Genomic DNA, 26151 nt, shown 5'->3' with positions numbered 1-26151 from the left:
TAAAGTGTACGAAACCGTTTCGTTCACTTTGTGAGGAGCACGATGTCCCCCACCCGCGGTGAGCTGCGTGAGGACGCGGTCCTCCGGGCGACCGTCGAACTGCTCGCCGAGATCGGCTACGGCTCGCTCACCATGGACGCCGTCGCCGCCCGGGCGAAGGCGAGCAAGGCGACCATCTACCGCCGCTGGGCCGGGAAGGCCGACCTGGTCGTCGCCGCGATCGAACGGCAGACGACCAGCGACGGCGACAGCTTGGCGCCGCCGGACACCGGCGCGCTCCGAGCCGACCTGCTGGTACTGCTCACGGCCATGCGCGACCGGCTGACCGGCCAGAGCGCCGCGGTGGTGCTCGGCCTGCTGACGGCCATGCGCGACGACCCCGCTCTCGCGACGACGGTCCGGGTCCGGCTCATCGGGGTCAAGCGCGACGCGTTCGCCCCTGCGCTGCACCGCGCAGCCCGGCGGGGCGAGATCGCCGGCGACCCCGACCACGACCTCGTCGCCGAGGTCGCCTCGGCCCTGCTCTTCTCGCGCCTGTTCGTCACCGGCGAGCCGCTCGACGACGCCTTCCTCGACCGGCTGGCCGATGCCGTCATCCTTCCCCTCGTCCGTGGAGCCACGCCATGATCCTCACTGTCCTGCTCGCGTTCGTCGCGGGCTTCTTCGCCGGCAACGGGCTGCCCTACTACATGGAGGGCAGCACCGGGCGCACCACCAACCCGAGCCCGTTCGGCGAGGGCGCCGTCGTCAACGTGCTCGTCGGCTGGACCGGGCTGGTGATCGCCGCGCTGGCCTGGTACTTCGCCGACGTCTCGAGCCACCCGTGGCCGGGCTGGGCGGCGGCGGCGCTGGGAGTCCTGACGGTCGGGCTCATCCACGCCCGCGCTTGGCAGGCCGACCCGTGGAACCGGCGCCGCACCGCTACGAGCTGACGGTCACCCGCTCGCCCACCCGCAGCCGCAGGTCCGCCGCCGCGCTGCCGCGGTTGACCGCGAGCGCCAGCCGGCCGGCGGAGTCGACGATCAGGACCGGCTCGCCCTCGGGCACGGCCGCGTACGACGACGCCAGCGGCACGTACGACGACCGGTCGCCGACGGTGACCCGCAGCCGCGCGTGCTCGTCCAGCCCGGCCGCCGCGAGCTCGGCCGCCCCGGCCGCCAGCGCGGCGTTGCCGAAGCGGTCGACGACGTGCACCTCGGCCTCGACGGACTCGGCGCCGACCCGCAGCCACGGGTCCGCGAGCCGGACCAGCGACGCCGGGTCGACCGACGGTCCCAGCGCGCCGACGTCCAGCCCCGCGGCCAGGTGCGCGGCCGCCGGCGCGAACACGTCGCGCCCGTCGAACGTCGTCGCGCCGGTGGTGAGCCGGTACTCCGCCGCCGTCAGCTCGACCGCCCGGCTCGCCCCGCCCGCGGCGTCGGCGGCCCAGAGCAGCAGCCCGTTGTCGGGCCCGACCAGCACGAACTCACCGGCGACGACGGCGACGGCGCGGCGTTCGGTGCCCACCTCGGGGTCGACGACGCCGAGCAGCACCGACGGCGGCAGGTACGGCAGCGTGTCGGCGAGCACGACGGCGCCGTGCCGAACGTCCTGCGCGGGGACGTCGTGCGTGACGTCGATGACCCGGGCCGACGGCGCGATGCGCGCGATGACGCCGTGACAGGCCGCGACGTACCCGTCGGCCAGCCCGTAGTCGGTGAGGAACGCGATGAACGACGGCGTCATCGGTTGACCAGCACCGCCGTCACGACGTCGTCCATGGCGACCAGGCCGACCTCGGCGCCGTCGCCGTCGACCACGATGCCCAGCTGCGACCGGGCGCCGCGCAGCACCTCGGCCGCCCCGGCGAGGTCGGCGCCGTCGGGGATCAGCGGGACGGGCAGCGCCGCGCCGCCCGCCGTCCACGGCGTGCCGTTGCCGCCGTCGCCGTTCCGGGCGACCGAGCCCCGGGCGATCAGCGCGCCGCGCACGTGCACCGCGCCGACCGCGGTCCCGGCGGCGTCGCGGACCACGAGCCGGGTGCGCTCGCTGGCGCGGCCGACCTCGATGACGTCCTGCGGCCCGGCGCCGGCCGGCACCGAGACGATCCGCTCGGCCGGCACCATGACCGTGCGCACCTGCTGCTCCGGCGCCACCAGGGCGCGCTCGAGCAGGCCGTAGTCGTCGTCGGCGATGAGGCCGAGCCGGTTGGACTCGCGGACCAGCTGGTGCAGCTGCTCACGGTTGCGGATGGTGACGATCTCGTCGCGCGGGCGCACCCGGACCAGCCGGAGCAGCACGTTGGTGATGCCGTTGAGCAGCACCAGCAGCCAGCGGACGGCGAACGCGTAGGCCCGGAACGCCGGCGCGAGGATCATGGCCGACTGCTCGGGGTGCGCGATGGCCCACGACTTCGGCGCCATCTCGCCGACGACGACGTGCAGGAACGTCACGCCGGTGAGCGCGATGACCAGCGCGACGACGTCGGCGGTGCCGTCGGGCATGCCCAGGGCGTGCAGCGGCCGCTCGATGATGTGGTGGAAGGCCGGCTCGGACACCATGCCGAGGCCGACGACCACCATGGTGATGCCGAGCTGCGCGCCGGCCAGCATGAGCGAGAGCTCGCGGATGCCCGACAGCGCCGCCTTGGCGCCGCGCTTGCCGGCGTCGACGGCCTGCTCGATGCGGTGCCGGCGGGCGCCGACCAGCGCGAACTCGGCGGCGACGAAGAACCCACTGGCGATCAGCAGGCCGGTGGTGACGAGGATGGCGACGACGGGGCTCACGAGGCGGCCTCCGCGCTGTCACCGGTGCGGACCCGGCCGAGCCCGCGCAGCCGCACCAGCTCCGGCACGTGCCTGGCCACCGTCACGACCTCGATCTCGACCTGGTCGCGGTCGTTGGTGACGTCGCCGACGACCAGGCGGTCGCCGGGCTCGGCGAAGCGGCCCAGCTCGGCGACGATCAGGCCGGCGACGGTGTCGTAGTCGTCGGACTCGTGCAGCGGCAGGCCGGTCTGGTCAGCGGCCTCGTCGACCCGCAGCCCGGCGTCGAGCTGCCACCACTCGCCGTCGCGGGTCACCCCGACCGCCTGCTCGTCGGTCTCGTCGGTGATGTCGCCGAACAGCTCCTCGGAGACGTCCTCGAGCGTGACGATGCCGGCCAGGCCGCCGTACTCGTCGACCACGCAGGCGAACTCGTCGCCGGCGTCCTGCATGCGCTCGACCAGCGCTGGCAGCGGAAGGCTGTCGGGCACCAGCAGCGGCGGCCGGGCGATGTCGCCGACCAGCGTGGTGTCGACGGCCTCGGGGGCGACGTACATGAGCTCGCGCACGCCGACCACGCCGGTGACGTCGTCGGTCTCGTTGCCGCGGACCGGGTAGTTCGAGTGGCCGTGCGCCGTGATCAGCTCGATGACGGTGGCCGCGGTGTCCTCGGAGCTGACGCTCCGGACGTCGGGCCGCGGCACCATGGCCTCGCCGGCGGTGTGCTCGGAGAAGCTCAGCGCGCGGCCGAGGATGCCGGAGAGCTGCGACGACAGCGAGCCGCCCGCCTCGGACTCGCCGATGACGTGGCCCAGCTCCTCGAGCGTGGCGCCGTGGTGCAGCTCCTCGACCGGCTCGATGCCTACCCGGCGCAGCAGCCAGGCGGCGGAGTTGTCGAACAGCCGCACCACCGGGCCGCTGAACGCGAGGTAGACGTGCGTCGACGGCGCCAGCAGCACGGCCAGCCGCTCGGGCGTGGCCAGGGCGAGGTTCTTCGGGAACAGCTCGCCGAGAACCATCTGGATGATGGTCGCCAGCGCGAAGCCGACGGCGACCGAGACGCCCGGCACCGCACTCTCAGGCAGCCCGACGGCGTCCAGGATCGGCCTGATGACCTGTGAGAACGCCGGTTCGGCGATGAGGCCGACGATGAGACCGGTGACGGTGATGCCGACCTGCGCGGCCGACAGCATGAAGGACAGGCGCTCCATGACCCGGATGGCCGAGGCGGCCCGCTTGTCGCCGGCGCCGGCCCGACGGGCGAGCTCGACCCGGTCGGCGGAGACGTAGGCGAACTCCTGCGCGACGAAATAGGCGGTCCCGAACGTCAGGACGAAGACCGCGAGAATCGCCACCGCGGCGGTCATCGGCCGGCTCCCGGCCCGGCGTCACGGTGGCGGCGAGATGGGCGTACGCGACTTGACGCGTCCGTCGGCACGGCGGACACAGCTCCCTTCGGGGTGGGGCACGCGCCGATGGACGCGGCCCCGATACGAACGTGAAGCACCAGCTTAGCGGCGGGTGGGTGACAACGCGCGGCGGCGGTCGGGCCGTTCTGCTCGGGCGGCGTGTCGCGGTGGCGCCGGCGCGGATGAGAACGGTCTCATCCGCGCCTCATCGGCGGCTCATCGCTCTGGGGAAGCGTGGCGGCGTGCCCGGACCGACTGCCGACCCCGACCTCGCGCTCCTCACCGGCCCCTCCGTCCCCGACATCCTCGGCGCCGCGCTGACCCCGGCCGGCGGGACGCTGCGCGGCTGGTCGCTGCGCGACGTCGACCACCGTCCCGGCGACCGCACGACGGCGTCCTACGTGGTCCGCGTCGCGTGGGCCGACGAGGAACGCGAGGAGACGTTCGCGGCGACGGTGTCCCGCCGGCGCCCCGAGGACGGGCTCGTCGTCACCGACGGCGACCGCTTCATCCAGGTGTGGCGCTTCCCGTTCGACCCCGAGCTGCCGGGCCTCGCGGCCGCCTGCTTCCCGTCGTCCGTCGCCGACGTGCTGCGCGGACTGGGCCTGCCGCCCGACGGCGTCCAGCTGCGGGTGGTCTCGTACCGGCCGCGCAAGCGCGCCGTCGTCGAGGTCGTCACCGAGCGCCAGCGGCTGTTCATCAAGATCCTCCGCCCGACGCAGGTCCGCGACGTCGACAGCCGCCACCGCGTGCTGACGGCGGCCGGCGTAGCCGTGCCGCGCAGCCTCGGCTGGAGCGACGACGGCATCATCGTGCTCGCGCCGCTGCGCGGGACACCACTGCGGACGGCCCTGGAGTCCGGCACGACGGCGCTGCACGACCCCGCCGAGCTGGTGACCCTGCTGGACCGGCTGCCGCCCGAGCTGGCGGAGCTGCCCCGGCGGCGGCCGTGGTCGGCGCACGCGGAGCACTACGCGGGGGTCGTCGCCGCGGCGGCGCCGTCGCTCGGGGTCAGGGCGCGGGCCCTGGCCGGCGACATCGCCGCCGAGCTCGCGCGTTACGAGGGCTCCGGCGACGAGCCCACGCACGGTGACTTCTACGACGCCCAGCTCTTGGTCGAGCACGGCGCCGTCAGCGGGCTCCTCGACATCGACACCATGGGCCCGGGCCGGCGCGCCGACGACCTCGGCTGCCTGCTCGCGCACCTCTCCGTCCTCGCCACCGGCGGCTTCCCCGCGGCCGCGGGGGCGCACGCCGCGCTGACCGACTGGCTGCCCGTCCTGGACCGCCGCGTCGACCCGGCCGAGCTACGGCTGCGAGCCGCCGGCGTCGCGTTGTCGCTGGCTACCGGGCCCTACCGAGCCCAGGACCCGGGCTGGGAGAAGGCCACCACCGACCGCGTCGACCTGGTCGAACGCTGGCTCGAGGCCGCCGCCTCGGCCGGCGCCGGGCGCGCTGAGAGCCCTCTCATCCGGCTCTCCTGATGGATTCACGAGGCTTGGCGAATCTAGAGGAGTCAGCACGACGCCGGGAGGTCCCGGCGTCTGGTTCCCAGGAGGAAACGATGAAGCTCCAGAAGAAGACGTGGCTCGCAGTCGGGACGATGGCGGCACTGGGCATCGGCGTCGGCACCGCCGTGGCCGCTCCCGTCCTCAACGGGGCGCAGTCGCCGGCCGGAGTGGTCGACGCGCCGTCGGACTCCTCGAAGCCGGCCCCGGCCGACTCCGCCAACTCGGCTCGGTCGGCGGTCTCCGCCAACTCGGCGGACTCGGCCAGCTCCCCGGCCGGCGGCCCGGCCTCGGCGAACTCCCCCGCGAGCCCGGCCTCGGCCACCACCGCGGCGTCGCCGGCGACCGCGAGCTCACCCGCCAGCCCGGCCAGCCCCGTGACCGCCGCCAGCCCGGCGAGCCCGGCCTCGGCCAACTCGACGAACAGCGCCAGCTCCCCCGCCGAGCCGGCTCCGGCGCCCGCGCCGGCCGCCCCCGCCCCGGCCGACTCCGGCAACTCGGCGAGCTCGGGCAACTCCGCGAACTCCCCGGCCGCCCCCGCCTCTGCGGCTAGCGCTGTCAGCCCCGCCAGCCCCGCGTCGGCCGCCAGCGCCACCAGCGCCTCGTCGGGCGGCAGCGCCTCGTCCGCCGACTGACGCAAGGACCGCTCCGTCCCCACCCCGAGACCGGTGGGCGCTCCCCCTCCCCCCAGGAGCGCCCGCCGGTCTCTTTGCGCACCCGGACGGGGGCCGCCGGCCTCAGGGGGCGGCGGTGGGGGCGACGTCGTCGGCGGTGTCCGGGCCGACGAGGCGGTAGCCGATGCCGCGCACCGTCATGAACCTCTCGTTGCCGAGCTTGCGCCGCAGGTAGCGGACGTAGACGTCGACGACGTTGGAGCCGGGGTCGAAGTCGTAGCCCCAGACCCGGCTCAGCAGCTGCTCGCGGCTGAGCACCTGGCCGGGGTGGCGCAGGAACGTCTCGGCGAGGGAGAACTCGCGCGCCGACAGCTCCACCGTCCGCCCGTCGACCGTGGCCCGCCGGGTGCGCAGGTCCAGCGAGAGCCCGCCGTGGTGCAGGACCATGGCCTCCGGCGCGCGGTCCTCGCGCAGCCGCAGCCGGATCCGGGCGAGCAACTCCTCGAACCGGAACGGCTTGGCCATGTAGTCGTCGGCGCCGCCCTCGAGCCCGGCGACGGTGTCGGTGATGGAGTCGCGCGCGGTCAGGATGATCACCGGCAGCTCGTTGCGGGCCTCGCGCAGCTGCCGCAGGACCGAGAACCCGTCGATGATCGGCAGCCCGATGTCGAGGATGACGAGGTCGAACCCGCCGGTCATGGCGTAGTCGAAGGCGCCGCGGCCGTCGCCGACCACCGTCGGCGTCATGCCCGCCGCGCGCAACCCCTTCTCGATGAACGCCGCGATGCGGGGTTCGTCTTCGGCGATCAGGATCCTGCTCATCTACGCCTCCTCCTCCACGAGTTCGTCCTCGGTCACCTCGGAGCCGACCAGCGGCAGCGCGATGGTGAACACCGCGCCGGCGCCGGGCCGGCTGTCGACGGTGACGGTGCCGCGGTGCGCCTCGGCGATCGCGCTGACGATGGCCAGGCCCAGCCCGGAGCCCTCGATGCCGCGGCCGACGTCGGCGCGGGCGAACCGGTCGAAGATCCGCTCGAGGTCGTCGGCAGCGATGCCGATGCCGGTGTCGCGAACCCAGAGACGCACCTCGCTGCCGGCGATCTGGCAGCCGACGGCGATGGTGTCGCCGGGCTCGGTGAACTTCACCGCGTTGGCGATCAGTTGCAGCAGCGCCTGGGTGATCCGCTGCGGGTCGAGGTCGACGGTCGCCGACACCCGGGCGTCGACCCGCCACTGCCGGTCGTCGAGGGCGCGCGCCTTGTCGAGCACCTCGTCGACCAGCCGGTCGAGCTCGACGGGGCGCGGCCGGACGAAGTCGGGCCGCTTGGCCTTCGCCAGCATGACGAGGTCGTCGACCATGCGGTGCATGCGGTCGAGCTCGTCGAGGACCAGGGCGCGGACCTCCTCGACGTCGGCGGGGTCGCCGGACTCCATGAGCTCGAGGTGGCCGCGGATGATCGTGATCGGGGTGCGCATCTCGTGGCCGGCGTCGTCGAGGGCGTCGCGCTGCCCGGCGAAGGCGACCTCGAGCCGATCGAGCATGTCGTTGAACGTGCGTGCAAGCGCGGAGATGTCGTCGGTGCCGGTGACGGCGATGCGCCCGGACAGGTCGGTGTCGCTGATCTGCTGGGCGGTGTCGCGCAGCAGGCGGATGGGCCGCAGCAGCCGTCCGGCAACGAGCCAGCCGACGGCGCCGACCATGGCCAGCGACGCCACGGCCACGATCGCGAACGTCTGGTACGCGTCGACGACCTCGGCCTGTTCCATCTCGCGCGCGTAGGCGATGACGTAGAGGCCCTGCCGATCGTCGGCGGGGACGGTGACCGGCACCGTCACGTAGCGCAGCTGGCCGAGCGTGTCGGTCTCGACCGAGCGCGGCCGCACCCGGGTGGTGCCGCCCTGGTCGGCGACGAGCGCCACGAACTCGGGGTCCTCCTCGAGCCGGACGTTGACGCCGCTGGCGGGCGCCCACGCGATGTCGCCGTCGACGAACGCGAGCAGCCCTTCGTCGCGGTCCGGCACGTTGCGCTCCAGGACGACCTCGAGGAAGCGGTCGACGGTGGTGAAGTCGCCACCGGTGTCGGGGTCGATGCCGTCCTCGGCGAACTCTCGCAGCTCGTCGACCTCCTGCGCGAGGTTGTCGTCGATGCGCGCGTCGACCCGCTCGCGCTGCACGAGGAACGACGTCACGCCGGCCACCAGCATGCCGATGGCGGCGACGCCCAGGACCGCGGCGAGCACACGGGTGCGCACCGCCACCCGTACGCGCACACCGCCGGCCGCATCGTCACGACCCTGACTCAGTCGTCATCATCCCCGTCGTCACCGGCCGCGTCGTCGTCGTCATCGTCATCGTCATCGGATTCGCCGACGTCGTCGGCGTCGTCATCGCCGTCGTCGTCACCACCGGGATCGGGGCGGACCGCGGGAGGCGGGTCGACCTGCTGCCCGCCGTCACCGCCGCCGGTTCCTCCGCCGTCACCGCCACCGTTGTCCTCCGGCGGCGGAGGGGGTGGCGGAGGCGGCGGGGCCACCGTCGGCGTGGGTGTGGGGGTCGGGGTGGGAGTCGGCGTGGGCGTGGGGGTGGGCGACGGCGTCCAGTCCGGGTCGCGCGACGGCTCGTCGTCGTCCGGGGTGGCGCCCACACCGGGCCCGACGTCGACGGGGTCGCCGAAGTCGTCGCCGACCGACGGCGCGGCCAGCAACGAGCCCACGCCGAAGATCCCGGCGGCCACGACCGCCAGGGCAGAGACGGTGAGGGTGGCCGCCGACTTCATGCTCAGCATCGTCGGCACCGCGGGCGAGAGAACGATGAGATCCAGATGAGAGGTCTCTCATCTTCTCCGAGTCCCGCCCCCTCCGGCACTCTGGGGTTCATCCACGGGAGTCTGCCACCGTCCGGGCCTCAGCGCAGCCGCGTCACCTCGACCGTCACGCCCAGGGACGTGCTGTCGCCGCCGTTGTAGATGCCGCGCAGCGGGGTGACGTCGTCGTAGTCGCGGCCGCGGGCGACCACGATGTGCCCGGGACCGGGGACGCCGTCGTTGGTCGGGTCGTAGGCCCGCCACCCGCCCGCCCACCACTCCACCCAGGCGTGGCTCTCGCCCGTCACCGTCTCGCCGACCGCGGCGTCGGTGCGCGGGTGCAGGTAGCCGGAGACGTAGCGGGCCGGGACGCCGGCCGCCCGCAGCAGCGCGATGGTGACGTGCGCGAAGTCCTGGCAGACGCCCCGGCCCTCGCCGAGCGCCTGGACGGCGTTCGTGTGCACGCTGGTGGAGCCGCTGACGTAGGCGAGGCGCTGGTGCGTCCAGCCGGCCGCGAGCCGCGCGCCGTCGTCGGGCGTCGGGGCGGCCCGGACCTGCGCCGCGACCGCCAGCAGCTCGTCGTCGGGCGTGGTGCGGCGGGTCTGCGTGAGGTACTCGCCCAGCTCGTCGCGAGTGTCGGGGTCGTCCAGCACGGACCACTCCGCCGCCGGCTCCGCGTCGCCGGCCGGCGCCGTCTCGACCACGCAGCTGGCCGCCACCGTCAGCTCGGAGTGCGCGGCGTGCACGTCGAAGGCCGTGACGACGGAGCCGAAGTAGTCGACGTAGCGGTACAGGGAGGCCGCCGGGCTGACCTCGACAGTCGCGTCGAGCACGCGCTGGCGGGGATCGCTGCGCGGCGTGACGCGGGCCTCGTTGTACGAGGAGAAGACCGGACCGGCGTACCGGTAGCCGCTGTGGTGCTTCACCGACAGCAGCCAGCCGCCGCCGGCCGGGTCGGCCGCGCCGGAAGCGCCCGCCGTCACAGCGCCACCTCCTCGGCCCACCGGACCAGCAGCGACTTGCCGAAGTAGCGGCTGGTGACCTCGTCGGACGTACGCGAGGTGAGCCGCAGCAGCGACTCGATGAGGCTCGGGAGGTCGTCGAGCAGCTCCGCCGACGACCGGAACTCCAGCGCCAGCCGCATGCGCCCCAGCGCACGCCGGGCGCCGTCGGCCACCCCGAGCCGGTCGTCGAGGCCGGGGTCGAGCTCGCGCAGCAGCGACTCGGCGGTGGCCAGCGAGAACGCGACCGACCGCGGCGAGAGCTGGTCGCGCAGCAGGAACTCCGCGACGTTGGCCGGCGACACCGCGCCCTGGTAGACGCGGACGAAGGTGTCGTGACCGCCGACGCTGCGCAGCAGCCCCGCCAGCACCGACGGCCGGCCCTCGGCCAGCGCCGGGGTCGACAGCATGCGCGCGGCCATGTCGATGCGCTCGAGCGCCACCCCGAGCGACAGGAAGCGCCAGCCGTCGTCGCGCACCATGGTCGTCGAGATGAGCCCGGTGGTCATGGCCGTGCGCTCGCGGACGTAGTGGCAGAACACCTGCGGTCCGAGCACGACAGCGGCCATGCGACGCTCGGCGAGGCCGTGCCAGGTGACGTTGAGCGCCTCCCACAGCTCGCTGGAGAGGATCTCGCGGGCGCCGCGGGCGTTCTCGCGCGCCGCGGTGAGGGCGGCGGTGATGGACGCCGGTGACGTCGCGTCGAAGGCCAGCATGTCGACCACCGACGACGGGGTGACGGCGCCGTCGCCGTGGTCGACGCCCATGGCCCCGAGCAGGGTGCGCAGCTGCCGCTCCTGGTCTGTGCCGGGCTCGTCCTGGATGCGGGTCAGGTGGACATCGAGGACGCGCGCCTTGGCGTCGGCGCGCTCGAGGTAGCGGCCGATCCAGTACAGCGACTCGGCGATGCGGCTCAGCATGCGTCCCTCCCCTGCCTCCGGAGCTGCTGCTGCTGTTGTTGCTGCTCGCGGGGCGGCTCGGAAGGGCCGAGGTCGGGCGGGACCGCCAGCGGACGCCGTCCGTCGACGTGGTCGCCGAGGCCGGGCGCGCCGGCCCCCGCGGGGAGGTCGGCCTCGGGCTCGGTGAGGTCGGAGCCGGCCAGGACGGCACTGCTCTCACCCGGGGCGACGGTGTCGGCTTCGGCTGCCGCGGTGGGCGCGGCCGGCGACGCCAGCACCCAGGTGTCCTTGGAGCCGCCGCCCTGGCTGGAGTTGACGATCAAGCTGCCCTCGGGGAGGGCGACCCGGGTCAGGCCGCCCGGCAGCACCCACACCTCGCGGCCGTCGTTGACGGCGAACGGGCGCAGGTCGACGTGGCGGGGTGCGAGCTGGTCGCCGATGAGCGTCGGCACCGTCGACAACCGGACCGGGCGCTGCGCCACGTAGCCGCGCGGATTCGCCTCGACCGCCTCGCGCAGCGTCGCCAGCTCGTCGTCCGTCGCCTGCGGGCCGATGACGATGCCCTTGCCGCCGGAGCCGTCGACCGGCTTGAGCACGAGGTCGCCGAGGTTGGACAGCACCTGGGCGATGTTCTCGGCGGTGTCGAGGCGCCAGGTCTCGACGTTGCGCAGCACCGGCTCCTCGCTGAGGTAGTAGCGGATGAGGTCGGGCACGTAGGTGTAGATGAGCTTGTCGTCGGCCACCCCGTTGCCGACGGCGTTCGCCAGCGTCACGTTGCCGGCCCGGGCCGCGTTGAGCAGGCCGGGGCTGCCGACCATGGAGTCGGCGCGGAACTGGACGGGGTCGAGGAACTCGTCGTCGACCCGCCGGTAGATGACGTCGACCCGCTGGTGCCCGCGGGTGGTGCGGATGCGCACCTCGTTGCCGACGACGGAGAGGTCGCGGCCCTCGACCAGCTGCACGCCCATCTGCCGGGCCAGCAGCGTGTGCTCGGAGTAGGCGGCGTTGTAGACGCCCGGCGTCAGCACGACGATGGTCGGGTCCTCGGCGCCGGGCGGGGCGGCCGCACGCAGCGCCGCCAGCAGCCGGGCCGGATAGCCCGCGACCGGGCGCACCAGGTGCCCGCCGAACAGCTCCGGCAGCACCCGCGCCAGCGCCCGGCGGTTCTCGACGACGTAGGACACCCCGGACGGCGTGCGCAGGTTGTCCTCGAGGACGCGGAACTCGCCCTCCTCGTCGCGCACGAGGTCGATGCCGGACACGTGCACCCGGACCCCGTTGGGCGGGCGGATGCCGAACGCCTGACGGTGGAAGTGTTCGGACGACACGACCATCTGACGGGGCACGACGCCGTCGCGGAACACCAGCCCGGACCCGTACACGTCGTCGAGGAACGCCTCGAGCGCCCGGACCCGCTGCGCGACGCCGCGCTCGACCACGTCCCACTCGGCCGCGGTGATGATGCGCGGGACGATGTCCAGCGGGAACGGCCGCTCGACGCCCTCGTGGTCGAACGTGATGCCCTGGTCGCGGAAGACGGTGGCGAGGAACGCCGCCAGGCTCGACAGCACCTCGGGGCCGGCCGCCGTCAGCGCCTCGTGCATGCCGCCGTACGTGGGCCGCGGCGTCCCGTCAGGGGTGTAGACCTCGTCCCATGCCGCCCCGAATCGGTAGCCGGCGAGCATGTCGGTCATACCAGGCGAGCGTAGGACCGCTCTGTGACGGGGACAAGTCACCCAGGTAACCGGTTCTGGGCCGCCCACCGCGTCGCGTCGTGGTCGGGTCGAGGAGTCTGGCGGCGGACACGCGGCAACTTCGATGGCGGCGACCGTCTTCAATACCGCCAGCCGTCTTCTGAGGCCGCGTGGGCGCGCGGAGGACGGTTTTCGCTAGGGCGTGTCTAGTGGATCTTGTTGGTTGGTCTCGGTAGAACGGGTTTGTGCTTGATCGACATGACCTGACCGATGTGGAGTGGGCTGGTCTGGAGCCGTTGTTGCCGGATCGGAGTCCGCGCCGGGGCGGTCGTTGGGTGGATCACCGCATGGTGATCAACGGGGTGCTGTGGCGGACCCGGACCGGCGCCCCGTGGCGCGATCTGCCGCCGGACTACGGGACGTGGCAGACCGTGTATGCGCGGCATCGCCGCTGGTCAGCCGATGGTACGTGGGAACGGATCGTCGCTGGGTTGCAGGCCGGGAGCGACACCGACGACGCCGGGCGGTGGGTGGTGGCGATGGACTCGACGGTGGTCCGCGCCCACCAGCATGCCGCGGGCGCGCGGCATGAACCGCCCAAGGATGTGCCTGCCGAGCGGCTGGGGGTCGCCCTGGGCGACCAGCCGGCCCGGACGGGGGGGCGGCATCGAATGACAAGAAGCCGCCGCTGCGGGAAGGGTTGGGTCGTTCTCGCGGCGGATTGACCACGAAGCTTCACCTGATCGCTGATCGCCGCTGCCGTCCGTTGGCGCGGGTGACCACCGCCGGGAACCGCAACGATTCGCTGGCCTTCGAACCGCTCATCACCCGATTGTCGATCCGCCGCCGCGGCGGCGGGCGGGCACGCACCCGGCCCAGCCAGCTGCTGGCCGACAAGGCCTACTCCACCGGGCCCATCCGCGCGTGGCTGCGCAAACACCACATCACCGCGGTCATCCCGACCCCCAGCAGCCAGCAGCGTGGACGCCGCAACCGCGGCCGCAACGGCGGCCGGCCCCCGAACTTCGACCCCGCCGCCTACCGCGACCGCAACACCGTCGAGCGCACGATCAACAAGCTGCGCGGCTACCGCGCCGTGGCCATGCGCACCGACAAACGCGACTTCGTCTACCGCGGAACCATCGACGTCGCCAGCATCAGAATCTGGCTCCGCGACCACCAACGACAAGATCCGCCAGACACGCCCTAGTGAAGACGGCTGGCGCTAGTGAAGTCGGCCCGTTGCCCCGGCGGCGGTCCGCGATGTGAAAAGAGCCGGCGATTTCTGGGCCGCCCACCATGACGGCCCGGGCATCACGAGGCCCGCAGCCCTCGTGCGGCACGGGATTTCGTGGTGAACGTGATCATCTCGGCCCGGGCGGACCGCGACGAATACGGCGAGGCGTGCCGACCTCACTACCCCGGCGGTGCGGGCACGGTCCAGATCCAGCCGTCGGCGATCAACTCGCCGTCGCCCATCGACTCGGGGTCCTCGAGCCAGCCGGGCCAGCGCGAGCCGCCCCACAGCATCACCTGACCGCCGGCACTCGTGTCGATGAACGCGGCCGACTGGCCCTGGACGTGCTCGTCGTCCGGGCTGTCCGGCACGCGGCTCCAGGTCAGCGTCGGGACGTCGAGGGCCCAGGCGCCGGACACGATGGTGCGTTCGCCGGTGAGGTTGCCCACCGGGATCATGAACCCGTCCAGCGGGTCACGAGGCGCCCGCTCGGGCAGCGTCGACCAGGTGCCGGTGGCGGGGTCGAGGATGCCGCCGTACGGGATGCCGCGACCCCAGTTGTTCACCTCGCCGCCGTCGGACGACTCCTCCAGCGCGCTGACCAGCAGGTCGCCGACGCGACTGAAGCCGTACCCGCTGACGACGTCGCCGTCGGGGAGCTCGGTCCAGGTGCCGGCCGCGAGGTCGAGCGTCGCCGCGTGGACGACCGGCGGGTCGACGCCGGGGTTCGGGACCAAGTCGCTGGCCAGCAGGACGGCGCCGCCGTCGGTGCCGATGAGCCGGCGGTCGTACGACGGGCCGAGCGGGTCGGCCGGCAGCTCGGCCCAGGTGTCCGCGGCGGCGTCGTAGACGAGGTCGGCCGGCAGCGGGTCGAGCGGCTCCAGCGTCCCGCCCGTGTAGTCCTCGTGCGAGCCGCGGTAGGCGACGATGCGGTCGCCGGCGACCGTCAGGTAGCGCCACTCGCTCTCGTCGGGCGGGGTGAGCTCGGCCCAGGTGTCCGCAGCCGCGTCGTAGGACTGGAACGTCGTCGACGTCCGGCCGCCTTCCAGGTTGAAGATCACGGTCGACACGTAGACGGTGTCGCCCACCACCACCGACGTGTCGACGCCCCCGCCGACCGGCTCCGGTGCGTCGGCGATGGGCGTCCAGCTGTCGGCCGCGGGATCATAGGCCGCTCCGTCGTGTAACGGGGGCGGCGGCGCGACGCAGTCGGCGTTCGGCGGGCACGGCGGGCCGTCGCTCCCGCCCATGACGAGGATGCGGTCGCCGACGGTGACCGTCAGCGGCGCCTCGCGCGGGCTCAGCGGCGACTCCGCGACCGGCCGCCAGCTGCCGCCGTCGTTCCCCGTGGGCGAGCCGCCCGCTCCCGGACCGGCCGCCGTCTCACCACAACCCGCCGCCAGCAGGGCCACCCCCGCCGCGGCCACCCACCGTGCCCGTGGCTTCATGCAGGTTGGACGCGGTGACGGCGTCAGCGGTTCTGCTTGCGGATCACCAGCTTCAGCCCCGACCACACGGCGTCGATCGCCGCCACCTTCACGTCGACGAGGCCGCGCGGGAGCGCCACCTCGCGGACGCAGTCCTCCGTCAGGTCGGTCGGCACCTTACTGGCCCGCTTCGGCCAGGCGACCCAGACGGCGCCGTCGCGCTCGATGCGGTCGTGGTGGCCCGGCAGGTCGCGATCGAGCGTCGCGCGGTCGCGGGTGAACGCGAGCACGACGTCGTACGTGCCCGGCCCCGCGCGGTGGTCGACGCTCACGCCGTCGGGCAGGCCCTCGAGCTCGAAGCCGCCAGGAGCCCCGTCGAGCAGCACCCGGTGCCCCGCCTTGACGCCGAGCTTGCGCACCAACGGCGTGCCGGAGTACCCCGTTGTCACGGCAGGCCGAGCTCGTCGGCGAACAGGTCGTAGCCGACGAACGAGACGATGTCGAGGATCGAGTGCGCGATGACCAGCGGCATCACCCGTTTCGTGCGGTGGTAGAAGTAGGCGAACACCACGCCCATGAGCATGTTGCCGATGGCCATGCCGTAGCCCTGGTACAGGTGGTACGAGCCGCGCAGCACCGCGCTGGTCGCGATGATCGCCGGCAGCTCCCAGCCGAGCTGCTTCAGCCGCGTCATCAGGAACCCGACGACGATGACCTCCTCGACCACCGCGTTCTGCACCGCCGACAGCACCAGCACGGGCACCGTCCACCAGTAGGCGTTCAGGGTGCTCGCCTGGATCGAGACGTTCATGTCCAGCGCGTGGCCGAGGAAGTAGATGCCCAGCCCTGGCAGCCCGATGACGATCGACAGACCCACACCGAACAGCAGGTCGCGCCGCGGCTGCGCGAGGTCGAACCCGATGCGCTTCACCGCCGACCGGCCCGGCCCCGACAGCAGGTACAGCGCCAGCACCACCGGCACCAGCGCGAACGCGAACGACAGCACCTGATAGGTGAGGTCGAGATACTCGCGCACACTCCGCGACGCGTTCAGCGTCGCCGTCTGCTCGCTCAGCCGCTCGGGCCGGGTCAGCCGCGCGATCAGGCTGACGACGGCGTAGACGGCGGACTGGCCGAGCGACAGCCCGAGGACGATCCAGATCTCGGCGGTCAACCTCCGCCGCGACGTCGTCTCGACACCGGCGGCGGGCAGGTCCTGGGTCACCACCGTTCGAGCGTAGCGGCGTTCCCTGAGGGTGGCCTTAACGCCCGGTCAGGTGCTCACGGGACGGTAGAAGAACCCCCGGCCGCTCCGGTTCGCTCGGCTCGGCTCCAGGAGACCCTGCCGCTCGAGCTCCGTCAGCAACTTCCCCGCCGAGTTCTGCGCTACGCCGGCGAGATCGGAGACCTCGGTCGACGAGACTCGTCCGCGGGCACGCGCCCACTCCAGGATCATGCGCTGTCGCGCCTCGCCATGGCGATAGCCCAGCCGGTAGTCCATCCACACGAGTACATGGTCGGACAGCCGCCAGGCCGTCGGCTCGCCGGTCGGCACGCCTGCTACTTCGGTCACGATGCCCTCGAGAAATACCGCCTCGGACAGCCTGCCGATGGCGGCCCGCGCCTCCGCTTCCCCGCGCTGGATCACCGGTGCAGCCCGCGCCGCATCGATCCAGCCATGGCGGCACAGGTGATCCAGCATCAACAGGAGGTCGACGTCACGTGTCAGCGTCTTCGGTGTGATGTCGGCCAGGAGTTCGATCCAGGATGCGTCAGGCGGACCGCCCAAGAGAACCGTCCGGACGTATGGACCGGGCAACTCGGAGATGTCCGGCCGCTCGTGCCCCAGGGCAAGCATGGCCGCGACCATCCGATCGACGCCGATGCCCTCGCGCTCCGCCAGCCGGAGCGATGCGGCAGCCTCAGCCAACGCTCGATACCTGGGCGCGGACGGGTGGGTGATGATGTTCTGCGGTGTGATGCCGGCGATGAAGCCGCCGGGCGAGGTGACCGTGAGCGTGTCGCCGACATGCTCGATCACGACCGGCGCGTCCGTGGACCAGTCGCGGTGGATCACCCCGTTCACGATCGCCTCGCGGACGGCGGACTGCGGCAGTCTGCGGACCTGGCCGCGGACGAGCCCCTCGGAGATCTGTACGACTGCGTTCGCCGCCGCAGCTGCTGTTTCGACCTCGGCCAGCTGGGAGAGCAGTGACCCGTCCCTGCGCACGCGGATCGTGCTGTCGCCGCCGGGGTGGTCGCGTCGCATGTAGTCGAGCGCCGGAGCGCCCGTCGTGACGAAGAGTAGCGCGCCGGCGTTGGTCAGCCGGCCGTCACCGTCGACGACGTTGAGCCGGCGCAGCAGGTCGTTGTCCGTGGCGCCACCGAGGTCGGCCGCGGCCGGGTCGCTGCCCGCTTGGCCGAGAAAGCGGCGGGCAATCTCGACGGCACTGGCGTGGACGTCCTCGAGCCGGAAGCCCGATGGCTGCGCCGACCAGTCGAGCCCGCCTCGATGCAGCCGGCCGGCCATCCACGTGGCCGCGTCGACCTCGACACAGTGGTCGGCGACCCGCCAATGGATCCGGCCGTTCGAGCGGATCGGTTCGACCGCCTCCGGCGGCAGAAGCACGAGGATGCGAGTTCCATCGAGATCTCCGACCCGGATGTCGACGGTCAGGCGCCGCTCGCTGATCTGGAAGATGCGGTGCCGCAGCCACTCCTCGTTCAGCGCCGTGCCGATGCGCCGGCCATCGTCGGCGACGCCCAGGATGATGGCGCCGGCGCCAGGGGTGTTCGCGACACACGCCAGTTCGCCGACGAGGTACCGCGCGGCCGCCTCGTTCTCCGTCGCACCTGGAAGAACAACGCCGGTGGAGTCACGACGGCCCGGCTCCTCCTTCACATCGACGTTGAGCAGCTCGATGTCGCGAGGTGCCCTTCCGGCCGCGAGTCCGTTGAGCACCCGCTGCAATTGTGCTTCGACGGGGTCCGGACCCAGAAAGTGGAACGACACGGGCTCTCCTACGCCGCTGGTTACATTTTCTTGGAAGAAAGTGTAACCAGAGCCGGGACGACGGTGCGTTGGTTCCACTTTCGTGCGCGCAGGCATGGACCGGCCCCGGCGCGGGCTCACACGCGCCGGGGCCGGGGCTCGGGTCTCGGGGAACGACGGGGTCAGCGGCGGGCCCGGCGGAGCCCGGCCCATTCGAAGGCGCCGAGGAGGGCGACGACACCGGCCTGCAGCAGTATCCACGCCGTCCCGGCGGTGGTCGGGTCGAACCAGCCGGCCGCGGCGACGACCACGCTGTCGACCGCCCAGACGAAGTTGAGGACGATGATCGCGCCCACCCACAGCGCCGGCGCCTCCCGCCGCGTCGAGATGGCGACGATCAGCGCGCCGGCCGCGACCATGAACGCGCCCACCGGGTAGATCAGCGACGTGGGCAGCCCCAGCTCGTCACCGATCCAGCCGGCCGCGAGGACGTACGCGAGCCCGATCAAGACGTTGGCGACGCCGTCGAGCTCGAGGGTCCAGCGCAGCAGCGGCGTCTCGCGGATCCGGGCGACGGCGGGGGTGCGGGTGGCGGTGTCGAAGCGGTTCGAGGCCATGGTGACCTGCTCCTTCGTGACGTCGATCGATGTCGTTCGGACACCACGACCATCACGCCCGCACCACTGCCAAACCCAGACCGGGCACTGCCAAGTACTGCCAGTTTCAGTCCACGCGCGCCCGCAGATCGCGCGCCACCACTCGGGCCGCCGCGTTCTGCCAGTTGTAGAGGGTCCGCTCCGGCACGTAGCGGCGCAGCCAGTCGAACGCCCGCCGCGAGACGTCGTCGAGGCCGCTGAGGTCGGGCTGGCGGCGGTACGGGCGGATCCCGGCGACGTACGGGAAGTACAAGGCGTTGAAGTACCGCCACTCCTCGCTCGTCCCGAACTCGGCCTCGCGCGGTCGCAGCCGCTCGATGCTCTCGAGCAGCAGCGCCTTCAGCTCGGTCGCGCGGTCCAGGGCATGCCCCTCGCGACCGGCCAGCCGGGCGTCGACGGCGGGCAGCGCGAGCAGGGGGCTGGACACCAGCTTGCCGAGGTCGCCGTAGTTGCGCAGCGCGTCGCGGACGAGCCGAGTGAACGCGTCGTCGTCCAGGGCGGCCAGGCTCGCCCCCTCGTCGCGACGGGGCAGCGCGTCGGTCGCGTCGCGCAGCTCCGCCCGCGAGGACCTCAGGTCCGGCGTCCCCGCGAAGGCGACGCGGTCGAGCAGCGCCTGGATCGAGCTGGCCAGGGTCACGACGGCGATGGCGGCGGCCACGACGCCGAACGCGAGCGCCCGCAATGCCGCTCTGTCGCCGTCGTCCACCGCCAGCGACACCAGCCCGACCTGCCCGCCGAACACCACGGCCGCCAGCCCGGCCCCGACGGCGGACCGGCGCAGGTCCGCGCCGAGCGCCTCGCCCGCCTCGAGCGCGTTCGTCACGGCGACCACGACGCCGAGCACGAGGAGGTCGATCCCGACGGAGGCCAGGACGACGCCGTCGGGCAGCCATCCGAACGGCACCAGCACGGCCACCGCGCCGAGTCCGAACAACAGCGTCGCCAGCAGCACCACGCCCTGCCGCAGCCCCACCGGGCCGCGGGTCATCGACCGCCACACGAGCACCAGCGCCGCCGCCAGCGGCAGCAGCACGAGCGCCGCCGTCAGCGGCTCCCACCATCCGCCGACGACGGCGGCGGCCACCAGCTCCGCGACCCCGAGCGGCAGGACGGTCCAGCGCCAGACGCGGTCGGCGGGCGCGCGGTAGGGGTCCTCGGGGGGCAGCAGCGCGATCAGCACGCCGGCCCAGATCAGCGCCGGCAGCCCGGCCAGCACATAGCCGACGGCGTCGACCACCGTGCCGTCGAAGACACTCAGCGCGAGCGCCAGCGCGTACGACACCAGACCCAGCCCGGCGCGCGACATCGCGGCGTCGGACGGGTCGCGCCCGGCCAGGTACAGCCCCAGCCACCAGGCGACGGAGAACGCCGCGACCGCCAACACCAGCACGACAGGAGGCTAGCGGCTTGCGGATACGGTGAAGGCAGGCCCGGGTGTTCGGCCGCCGTACATCCGGGCTTCCCCTGCAGGTGCCGACGAAGGGTGTGTGATCGGGTACATGTGCGACGCGGACCACGAGCACGGTGACGACGAGGGCCTGACCCGCCGCGACGTGCTCGCCGGAGCGGCCGGCGGCCTCATCCTCGCCGCCACGCCCGGCAGCAGCGCCGCCGCGGCGACCACCCGCACCACGGAGGGCGGCACCGGCGCCGGCCGCGTCTCCCGCATCACCAGGGGCCGCACCCTCGTCCACGCCGACCTGCACAACCACACGCTGCTCTCCGACGGTGCCGGCGACCCCGCGCTCGCCTACGAGTCCATGCGCATGGCCGGCCTCGACGTCGCCGCGCTGACCGACCACGCGACGCTGTCCGACGGCGTCCTCAGCATCCTCGACGCGCTGCTGCCCGACGGCGTCAACCAGATCACCGGGCTGAGCCGGCGCGGCTGGCGGCAGACCCGCGACCTGGCTGACGCAGCGAACGACCCCGGTGTGTTCACGGCGATCCGCGGCTTCGAGTGGACGAACCCGCTGCTCGGTCACATCAACGTCTGGTTCACCGACGCCTACACCGACGTGCTCGATGCGACGCTCATGGGCGGCTTCTACCGCTGGCTCACCCGCGAGGACGGCCTCTTCGGCCTCGGCGACGGCGGCGCCGACGGCCTGGCCGGGTTCAACCACCCGGGCCGCGAACCGGGCCGGTTCAACGACTTCAGGTACGAGGCCAAGGCGCACGACCAGCTGGTCAGCCTCGAGATGTTCAACCGCTTCGACGACTACCTCTTCGAGGGGTGGGCCGACGGCGTCAGCTCACCGTTGGTCACGTGCCTGAACGCCGGCTGGCGGCCGGGGCTGTCCGGCGTCACCGACGAGCACGGCACCGACTGGGGCTACCCCGAGGGCAAGGGCCGCACCGGCATGTGGGTCACCGAGAACACCCGCGAGGCGGTCCGCCGGGCCATGACCGAGCGCCGGTTCTTCGCCACCCGGGTCTCCGGCCTGCGCCTCGACGCCACGGCCGACAACGTGCCCATGGGCGGCTCGATCCGGCGCCGCGCCGGCGACATCCGCTTCGCCGTCGACCTCGACCGGGGTGCCGAGTGGGACGGCCGGCGGCTGGACCTGCAGGTGCTGCGGCCCGGCGACGGCGTCCCCGTGGTCGCCGACGTCATCGAGGCCGCGGCCGGCCGGGTCACCCGGTTCTCGGTCCCCTTGGACGCCGACGACGGCGACTGGGTGGTGCTGCGGGTGTCCGACCCCACGCAGCCCAACGCCGCGCCCGGCCCCGACGGCCACCCCTGCAACGACTTCGGGATCGCGTACACCAGCCCCTGGTGGCTCGACCCGGTCTGAACTCAGGCCGGTACGGCTTCGAACGGCGGGTAGCTCTCGCCGCCCTGGCGTTCGGCCGCGTCGATGTAGCCGGCCAGCGCGCCGCGCGAGCGGGCCAGTCGGTCGAGCTGGTCGTCCAGGCGCCGCAACCGGGCCCGCATCGCCGTCAGCAGCTCGGGACAGCCCAGCAGCTCCGGGGCTTCGCCGACCGCACAGGGCAGCAGGTAGGCGATGTCCTCGGAGGACAGTCCGGCACCCAGCAGGTGCCGGATCTGCCGCACCCGCAGCACGGCACTCTCGTCGTACTCGCGGTAGCCGTTCGCGCCACGCTCGGCCGGCAACAGGCCCTGGGACTCGTAGTAGCGCAGCTGATGGGCGTTGACGCCCGTGCGACGACTCAGTTCACCGATCCGCATGGCGACCCTCTCTTGACCTTCACACCGGTATCAACGTTGACGATGCCGTCATGACAACAACCGACACGCCCGTGAGCGTCCTCGGGCTCGGCCTCATGGGCCAGGCTCTCGCCGCCGCGTTCCTGCGGGCCGGCCACCCCACCACCGTCTGGAACCGGACCGCCGCCAAGGCCGGCGACCTGGTGGCCGACGGCGCCCGCTTGGCACCGTCCGCCGGCGCCGCGATCGCGGCCGGCCCACTGACGATCGTCTGCGTCACCGACTACCCGGCCGTGCGCGAGCTGCTCGGCGCGAGCGACGTCGAGCTGAGCGGCCGGACGGTGATCAACCTGACCTCGGGCGACTCGGCGCAGGCCCGCGAGACCGCGCACTGGGCCGAGAAGCGCGGCGCCCGCTACCTCGACGGCGCGATCATGGCGGTCCCGCCGGCCATCGGGACGGCCGACGCGCTGATCCTGCACAGCGGGCCGCGGGCAGACTTCGAGGCGCACGAGGCGACGCTTGCCGCGCTCGGCACCGTCACCCACCTCGGCGAGGACCACGGGCTGGCGTCGCTGTACGACGTCGCCGGCCTCGCGATGATGTGGAGCGTCCTGAACGCCTGGCTCCAGGGCACCGCCATGCTCAGGACCGCCGGGGTCGACGCCGTCACCTATGCGCCGTTCGCCCGGCAGCTGGCCATGGGCGTCGCCGACTGGCTGCCCGGATACGCCGAGCAGGTCGACGCCGGCTCCTTCCCGGCCGAGGTGTCGGCGCTCGAGACCGACGCCCGGGCGATGACCCACCTGATCGAGGAGGCCGAGGCGCTGGGGGTCAACGCTGAGCTGCCGCGGTTGTTCAAGGTCATGGCCGACCGCGCGATCGCCGCCGGCCACGGCGGCGAGCAGTACCCCGTCCTGATCGAGGAGTTCAGCAGGCCCGGCAAGGAATGATCAGTCGTCGAGGCCGCGGGCCTGCAGGGCCTCTCCCATCGCGTCGGCGTGCCGCAGCACGCCGACGACGAGGGGGACGGCGAACGCGCGGACGCTGCGCTCGCGGCCCCGGGCCCAGCGGGCCTCGCGGATCCGCCCGGCGATCCCGGCGACCACCGCGACGCTGCGCAGCGCCAGCGACATCAGCAGCGACACCCGCGCCGGGTCGACGCCGAAGCGGCGGAACGGCTGCAGCCCGCGTTCCAGCGCCGCCATGAGGTCCGTCGTCCGGGTGGTCAGCGTGACCAGGGCGGCCAGCGCGACGGCGAGCACCAGCCGCGCCGTCAGCGTCACCGCGGTCGGCAGGTCGGCGATGATCAGCTGGATCACGATCAGCACGACCACCAGCCAGCGCAACGGCCGCAGCTGCCCCCACGCCGCCCGCCACCCCACCCCGGCCAGCACGTACAGCGCGGTGACGGCCACCGCCGCCACACCCACCGCGACCGGCGTCCGGGCGAACACCAGGGCCGTGCAGCCCACCGCGAGCAACGCCAGCTTCAGCCCCGCCGACGCCCGGTGCACCGGCGAGGCCCCGGGCACATAGGCGCCGGTCAGCAGCGTCACCGCACCACCTCGAAGAGCCCGGCCACGCCCATGCCGCCGCCGATCGCCGCGGTCGCCAGGCCGAGCGTCCCGGCCGGAGCGCCGCCGCGGACCAGCCGGCCGAACAGCCGCACGACGACGACGGCGCCCGACGCACCCCACGGGTGGCCGAGCGCCAGCGCTCCCCCGTCGGCGCACACCAGCTCCGCGTGCTTGCCGAGCGGGTCCAGCCCGAGCGCGTCGGTGACGGCGAGCACCTGGCCGGCGAACGCCTCGACGATCTCGACGGCGGCCACGTCGGTCAGCCGCACGCCCGCCGCCGCCAGCACGCGCCGCGCCGCCGGGACCGGACCCCACCCGGGCAGCCGCGGATCGCAGCCGACGACGGCGCCGGCCACCAGCTTCAGCCCCGGCCGGCCGGCCCGCAGGTCCTCGCCGACCATGGCCACGACGGCGGCACCGTCGCTGTTCGCGCACGAGTTGCCCGCGGTGACCGTCCCGCGCGGCACGAACGCCGCGGGCATCCGGGCGAGCACGGCGGGGTCGAGCCGCCGCGGCCGGTCGTCGCGGTCCAGCCCGCCGACCGGCACGAGCTCGTCGTCGAACCGGCCGGCGTCGCGCGCGAGCAGCGCCTTCGCGTGGCTGGCGGCGGCGTAGTCGTCCTGCCGGCCGCGGGTGACGCCGCGGGCGCGGGCCAGGTCCTCGGCGGCGACGCCCATGTCCGGGTCGCCGAACTCGGGCGGGGTGAACGGGGCGCGGGCGTACGGGCCGGTGCTGCCGCCGTCGGGCGCCACCCGGTGCGAGCGCTGCGGCGCCGTCGACGCGCTCTCGGCCCCGCCGGCCAGCACGAGCCGCGCGTCGCCGGCCCGGATCGACTGCCCGGCCTGCAGGATCGCCGCCAGCCCGCTGCCGCACTGCCGGTCGACGGTGACGCCGGGCACGGTGACATCGAGCCCGGCGGCCAGCGCCGCGACCCGGGCGATGTTGCCGCCCGGGCCCAGGCAGTTGCCGAGGACGACGTCGTCGACGCCACGCATGGCGGTGAGCGGCCAGACGTCGTCGACGACCGCCGCCAGCACCGGCGCGGCCAGCTTCTCGACGGTGACCTCGCGCAGCGCCCGCCCGGCGGTCCCGATGGGCGTGCGCCGCGCCGCGACGACGACGGGTGCGTTCATGGCAGCGGCCGGGTCGGGAGCGCGCCGTCCACGACGCCCGTGGCGATCAGCGCGCGGGCCGGCTTGCCGGCGGACGTCCGGGGCAGCTCGTCGACGGCGAGCCAGCGTCGCGGCCGCTGCGCCGGAGCCAGCCGGTGGCGGGCGACGGCCTCCAGCGTGGCGCGGGTGACCTCGGAACCCTGCACGACGGCGGCGACGACCTCGCCCAGGCCCGCGTGCGGCAGCCCGATGACGACGACACCGTCGACCCCCGGCACCGTGGTCAGCACGGCCTCGACGTCCTCGGGCACGACGGTGGCGCCTCCGGTCAGGACGGCGCCGTCGCCGCGGCCGCGCAGGACGAGCGGGCCCTCGCCGTCGGTGGACGCGAGGTCGCCCACCGTGGCCCAGCCGTCGTCGTCGCGGCGCAAGGGGCCGCCGTCGCCCAGGTACCCGTGGGCGAGCCAGGGCGAGCGCACCCACACCTCGCCCGCCCGCAGCTCGATCTCGACCCCGTCGAACGGCCGCAGCCCGGTCCCGTCGGGATCGACGGCGACGAAGGACAGCTCCGTCGCGCCGTAGTAGGCGACCACGCCGACCCCCGAAGCGGCGGCCCGGTCGCGCAGTGCCGTCCCCAGCGCGGCACCACCGACCATCGCCGTCCGCAACCGTCCGCGGCCGCCCGCCGCCTCGAGCACCGTCGCCAGCCGGTGCGGCACCAGATGCGCGACGTCGGCCGACGGCGCCGCCGCCCGCAGCGCCGGGACCGACCAGTCGCCCGTCAGCAGCACCGTCGCGCCGGCGGCCAGCGCGTGCGCCGCCCCGAACGCCGTCAGCGACCACGACAGCGACCCCGGCACCAGGACGGTGTCGTCCGCGCTGATCCACGTGAGCCGGTCGGTCGCGGCGAACGAACCCGTCCACGACGACCGCGACCGCACGACGACGCGCGGCCGGCCCGTGCTGCCGGACGTGAAGCCGGCCCAGGCCAGGTCGTGCGCGGCCGCGGCGTCCACCGTCGCCGGCAGCGCACCGAGCATCGCCCTCCGATGCTCGGGTCGCCACGCCGGGTCGCAGACCAGCGGCACCGCGCCAGCACCGTCGGCGGCCAGTAGTCCCGTGAGCAGGTCGAGCGGATCGTCGCCGGTCAGCGGGACCAGCGCGCCGGGCTTGACGTCCGGGCGCGCCGCCTCGGCGCCCGCCGCCAGCTGCGCGTACGTGCGCACCGCGTCGCCGCACCGGACGGCGACGCGGTGCGGGTGATCGGCCGCATGTGCCATGACCTCGCGGAAGACAGGCATC

26 protein-coding genes are annotated in these 26151 nt (G+C 73.6%); 6 read left to right on the top strand and 20 right to left on the bottom strand.

Going from position 1 to position 26151, the window contains the following annotated elements; genetic code table 11:
* Positions 1–42 precede the first annotated feature (42 nt).
* Together HD601_RS16105 and HD601_RS16100 are read left to right on the top strand one after the other, a co-directional pair.
* Positions 43–627, top strand: coding sequence for a TetR/AcrR family transcriptional regulator (locus HD601_RS16105; RefSeq protein WP_184823462.1), 585 nt, complete (start codon positions 43–45; stop codon positions 625–627).
* Positions 624–932: a hypothetical protein gene (locus HD601_RS16100; RefSeq protein WP_184823461.1), complete on the top strand. Its 309-nt coding sequence runs from the start codon at positions 624–626 to the stop codon at positions 930–932. Before HD601_RS16105 ends, HD601_RS16100 begins: the two co-directional genes overlap by 4 nt.
* Here the strand turns inward: HD601_RS16100 and HD601_RS16095 are convergent.
* The 3 genes from HD601_RS16095 to HD601_RS16085 are packed head-to-tail and all read right to left on the bottom strand — an operon-like array spanning position 922 to position 4111.
* Positions 922–1725, bottom strand: a complete 804-nt coding sequence (locus HD601_RS16095; protein WP_184823459.1) for an SAM hydrolase/SAM-dependent halogenase family protein — start codon at positions 1723–1725, stop codon at positions 922–924. The genes HD601_RS16100 and HD601_RS16095 overlap by 11 nt on opposite strands.
* A complete protein-coding gene (locus HD601_RS16090; RefSeq protein WP_184823458.1) occupies positions 1722–2765 on the bottom strand; it encodes a CNNM domain-containing protein in 1044 nt (347 codons plus the stop codon). The genes HD601_RS16095 and HD601_RS16090 overlap by 4 nt, the downstream gene beginning before the upstream one ends.
* Positions 2762–4111, bottom strand: coding sequence for a hemolysin family protein (locus HD601_RS16085; protein WP_184823456.1), 1350 nt, complete (start codon positions 4109–4111; stop codon positions 2762–2764). The genes HD601_RS16090 and HD601_RS16085 overlap by 4 nt, the downstream gene beginning before the upstream one ends.
* Positions 4112–4395: 284 nt before the next feature.
* Between HD601_RS16085 and HD601_RS16080 the strand changes: the two genes are divergently transcribed.
* Positions 4396–5637, top strand: a complete 1242-nt coding sequence (locus HD601_RS16080) for a phosphotransferase (RefSeq protein ID WP_221441032.1) — start codon at positions 4396–4398, stop codon at positions 5635–5637.
* Here the strand turns inward: HD601_RS16080 and HD601_RS16075 are convergent.
* From HD601_RS16075 to HD601_RS16045, 7 genes are all read right to left on the bottom strand, one after another.
* Positions 5621–6301, bottom strand: a complete 681-nt coding sequence (locus tag HD601_RS16075; protein WP_184823452.1) for a hypothetical protein — start codon at positions 6299–6301, stop codon at positions 5621–5623. The genes HD601_RS16080 and HD601_RS16075 overlap by 17 nt on opposite strands.
* A 97-nt stretch (positions 6302–6398) precedes the next feature.
* Entirely contained in the window at positions 6399–7097 is a 699-nt protein-coding gene (locus HD601_RS16070) for a response regulator transcription factor (protein ID WP_184823450.1), read from the bottom strand.
* The gene (locus HD601_RS35795) at positions 7098–8546 is read right to left on the bottom strand and encodes a sensor histidine kinase (protein ID WP_221441031.1); all 1449 of its coding nucleotides are present in this window, start codon (positions 8544–8546) and stop codon (positions 7098–7100) included. It abuts the gene before it with no gap.
* Between the two features lie 29 nt (positions 8547–8575).
* On the bottom strand, positions 8576–9061 hold the full coding sequence (locus tag HD601_RS16060) for a hypothetical protein (RefSeq protein ID WP_184823448.1): 486 nt from the start codon (positions 9059–9061) through the stop codon (positions 8576–8578).
* 119 nt (positions 9062–9180) lie between these two features.
* Positions 9181–10062: a transglutaminase N-terminal domain-containing protein gene (locus tag HD601_RS16055; protein WP_184823446.1), complete on the bottom strand. Its 882-nt coding sequence runs from the start codon at positions 10060–10062 to the stop codon at positions 9181–9183.
* Complete coding sequence (locus HD601_RS16050) at positions 10059–11000, bottom strand: alpha-E domain-containing protein (RefSeq protein ID WP_184823444.1); 942 nt, start codon at positions 10998–11000, stop codon at positions 10059–10061. The genes HD601_RS16055 and HD601_RS16050 overlap by 4 nt, the downstream gene beginning before the upstream one ends.
* Positions 10994–12673, bottom strand: a complete 1680-nt coding sequence (locus tag HD601_RS16045) for a circularly permuted type 2 ATP-grasp protein (RefSeq protein WP_184823442.1) — start codon at positions 12671–12673, stop codon at positions 10994–10996. The genes HD601_RS16050 and HD601_RS16045 overlap by 7 nt, the downstream gene beginning before the upstream one ends.
* A 245-nt stretch (positions 12674–12918) precedes the next feature.
* Here HD601_RS16045 and HD601_RS16040 point away from each other — a divergent pair.
* Positions 12919–13883, top strand: a protein-coding gene (locus HD601_RS16040) for an IS5 family transposase (RefSeq protein WP_425503412.1) whose coding sequence is annotated in 2 segments (ribosomal slippage) — positions 12919–13320 and positions 13323–13883 — 963 coding nt in all. Because the reading frame shifts where the segments join, the coding sequence is not laid out codon by codon here.
* Positions 13884–14089: 206 nt separating this feature from the next.
* On the opposite strand, the gene HD601_RS16035 is transcribed toward HD601_RS16040, so the two are convergent.
* The 6 genes from HD601_RS16035 to HD601_RS16010 all read right to left on the bottom strand — a co-directional run bounded on the left by HD601_RS16035 (position 14090) and on the right by HD601_RS16010 (position 20375).
* Positions 14090–15358, bottom strand: coding sequence for a Kelch repeat-containing protein (locus HD601_RS16035; protein WP_184823440.1), 1269 nt, complete (start codon positions 15356–15358; stop codon positions 14090–14092).
* A 23-nt stretch (positions 15359–15381) separates the two neighbouring features.
* Complete coding sequence (locus HD601_RS16030; RefSeq protein ID WP_184823438.1) at positions 15382–15786, bottom strand: DUF3052 family protein; 405 nt, start codon at positions 15784–15786, stop codon at positions 15382–15384.
* On the bottom strand, positions 15783–16562 hold the full coding sequence (locus HD601_RS35790; RefSeq protein ID WP_425503486.1) for a CPBP family intramembrane glutamic endopeptidase: 780 nt from the start codon (positions 16560–16562) through the stop codon (positions 15783–15785). Before HD601_RS35790 ends, HD601_RS16030 begins: the two co-directional genes overlap by 4 nt.
* Positions 16563–16610: 48 nt before the next feature.
* On the bottom strand, positions 16611–18350 hold the full coding sequence (locus HD601_RS35785; protein WP_184823436.1) for an ATP-binding protein: 1740 nt from the start codon (positions 18348–18350) through the stop codon (positions 16611–16613).
* A gap of 161 nt (positions 18351–18511) precedes the next feature.
* Positions 18512–18946 (bottom strand): hypothetical protein, encoded by a 435-nt coding sequence (locus HD601_RS16015; RefSeq protein WP_184823435.1) that lies wholly within the window; start codon positions 18944–18946, stop codon positions 18512–18514.
* A gap of 106 nt (positions 18947–19052) precedes the next feature.
* Positions 19053–20375, bottom strand: coding sequence for a hypothetical protein (locus tag HD601_RS16010; protein ID WP_184823433.1), 1323 nt, complete (start codon positions 20373–20375; stop codon positions 19053–19055).
* A gap of 109 nt (positions 20376–20484) precedes the next feature.
* Here HD601_RS16010 and HD601_RS16005 point away from each other — a divergent pair, with 109 nt between their 5' ends.
* A complete protein-coding gene (locus HD601_RS16005) occupies positions 20485–21783 on the top strand; it encodes a CehA/McbA family metallohydrolase (RefSeq protein ID WP_184823431.1) in 1299 nt (432 codons plus the stop codon).
* A gap of 2 nt (positions 21784–21785) precedes the next feature.
* Here the strand turns inward: HD601_RS16005 and HD601_RS16000 are convergent, their stop codons facing one another.
* Complete coding sequence (locus tag HD601_RS16000; RefSeq protein ID WP_184823429.1) at positions 21786–22178, bottom strand: MerR family transcriptional regulator; 393 nt, start codon at positions 22176–22178, stop codon at positions 21786–21788.
* A 50-nt stretch (positions 22179–22228) separates the two neighbouring features.
* Here HD601_RS16000 and HD601_RS15995 point away from each other — a divergent pair, with 50 nt between their 5' ends.
* Positions 22229–23110 carry an NAD(P)-dependent oxidoreductase gene (locus tag HD601_RS15995; protein ID WP_184823427.1) on the top strand — a complete coding sequence of 294 codons (882 nt, stop codon included), beginning with the start codon at positions 22229–22231 and terminating at the stop codon, positions 23108–23110.
* Here the strand turns inward: HD601_RS15995 and HD601_RS15990 are convergent, their stop codons facing one another.
* From HD601_RS15990 to HD601_RS15980, 3 genes are read right to left on the bottom strand one after another with little or no spacing between them, the layout of a single operon-like run.
* Positions 23111–23716 carry a CbiQ family ECF transporter T component gene (locus HD601_RS15990; RefSeq protein WP_221441029.1) on the bottom strand — a complete coding sequence of 202 codons (606 nt, stop codon included), beginning with the start codon at positions 23714–23716 and terminating at the stop codon, positions 23111–23113.
* Positions 23713–24870 carry a thiolase family protein gene (locus HD601_RS15985; RefSeq protein ID WP_184823425.1) on the bottom strand — a complete coding sequence of 386 codons (1158 nt, stop codon included), beginning with the start codon at positions 24868–24870 and terminating at the stop codon, positions 23713–23715. Before HD601_RS15985 ends, HD601_RS15990 begins: the two co-directional genes overlap by 4 nt.
* Positions 24867–26150: an AMP-binding protein gene (locus tag HD601_RS15980; protein ID WP_184823423.1), complete on the bottom strand. Its 1284-nt coding sequence runs from the start codon at positions 26148–26150 to the stop codon at positions 24867–24869. Before HD601_RS15980 ends, HD601_RS15985 begins: the two co-directional genes overlap by 4 nt.
* Position 26151 lies beyond the last annotated feature (1 nt).

It is taken from the genome of Jiangella mangrovi (assembly GCF_014204975.1).
GTDB classification, from domain to species: Bacteria; Actinomycetota; Actinomycetes; order Jiangellales; family Jiangellaceae; genus Jiangella; species Jiangella mangrovi.
This window is presented reverse-complemented; position numbering and strand designations above follow the sequence as displayed.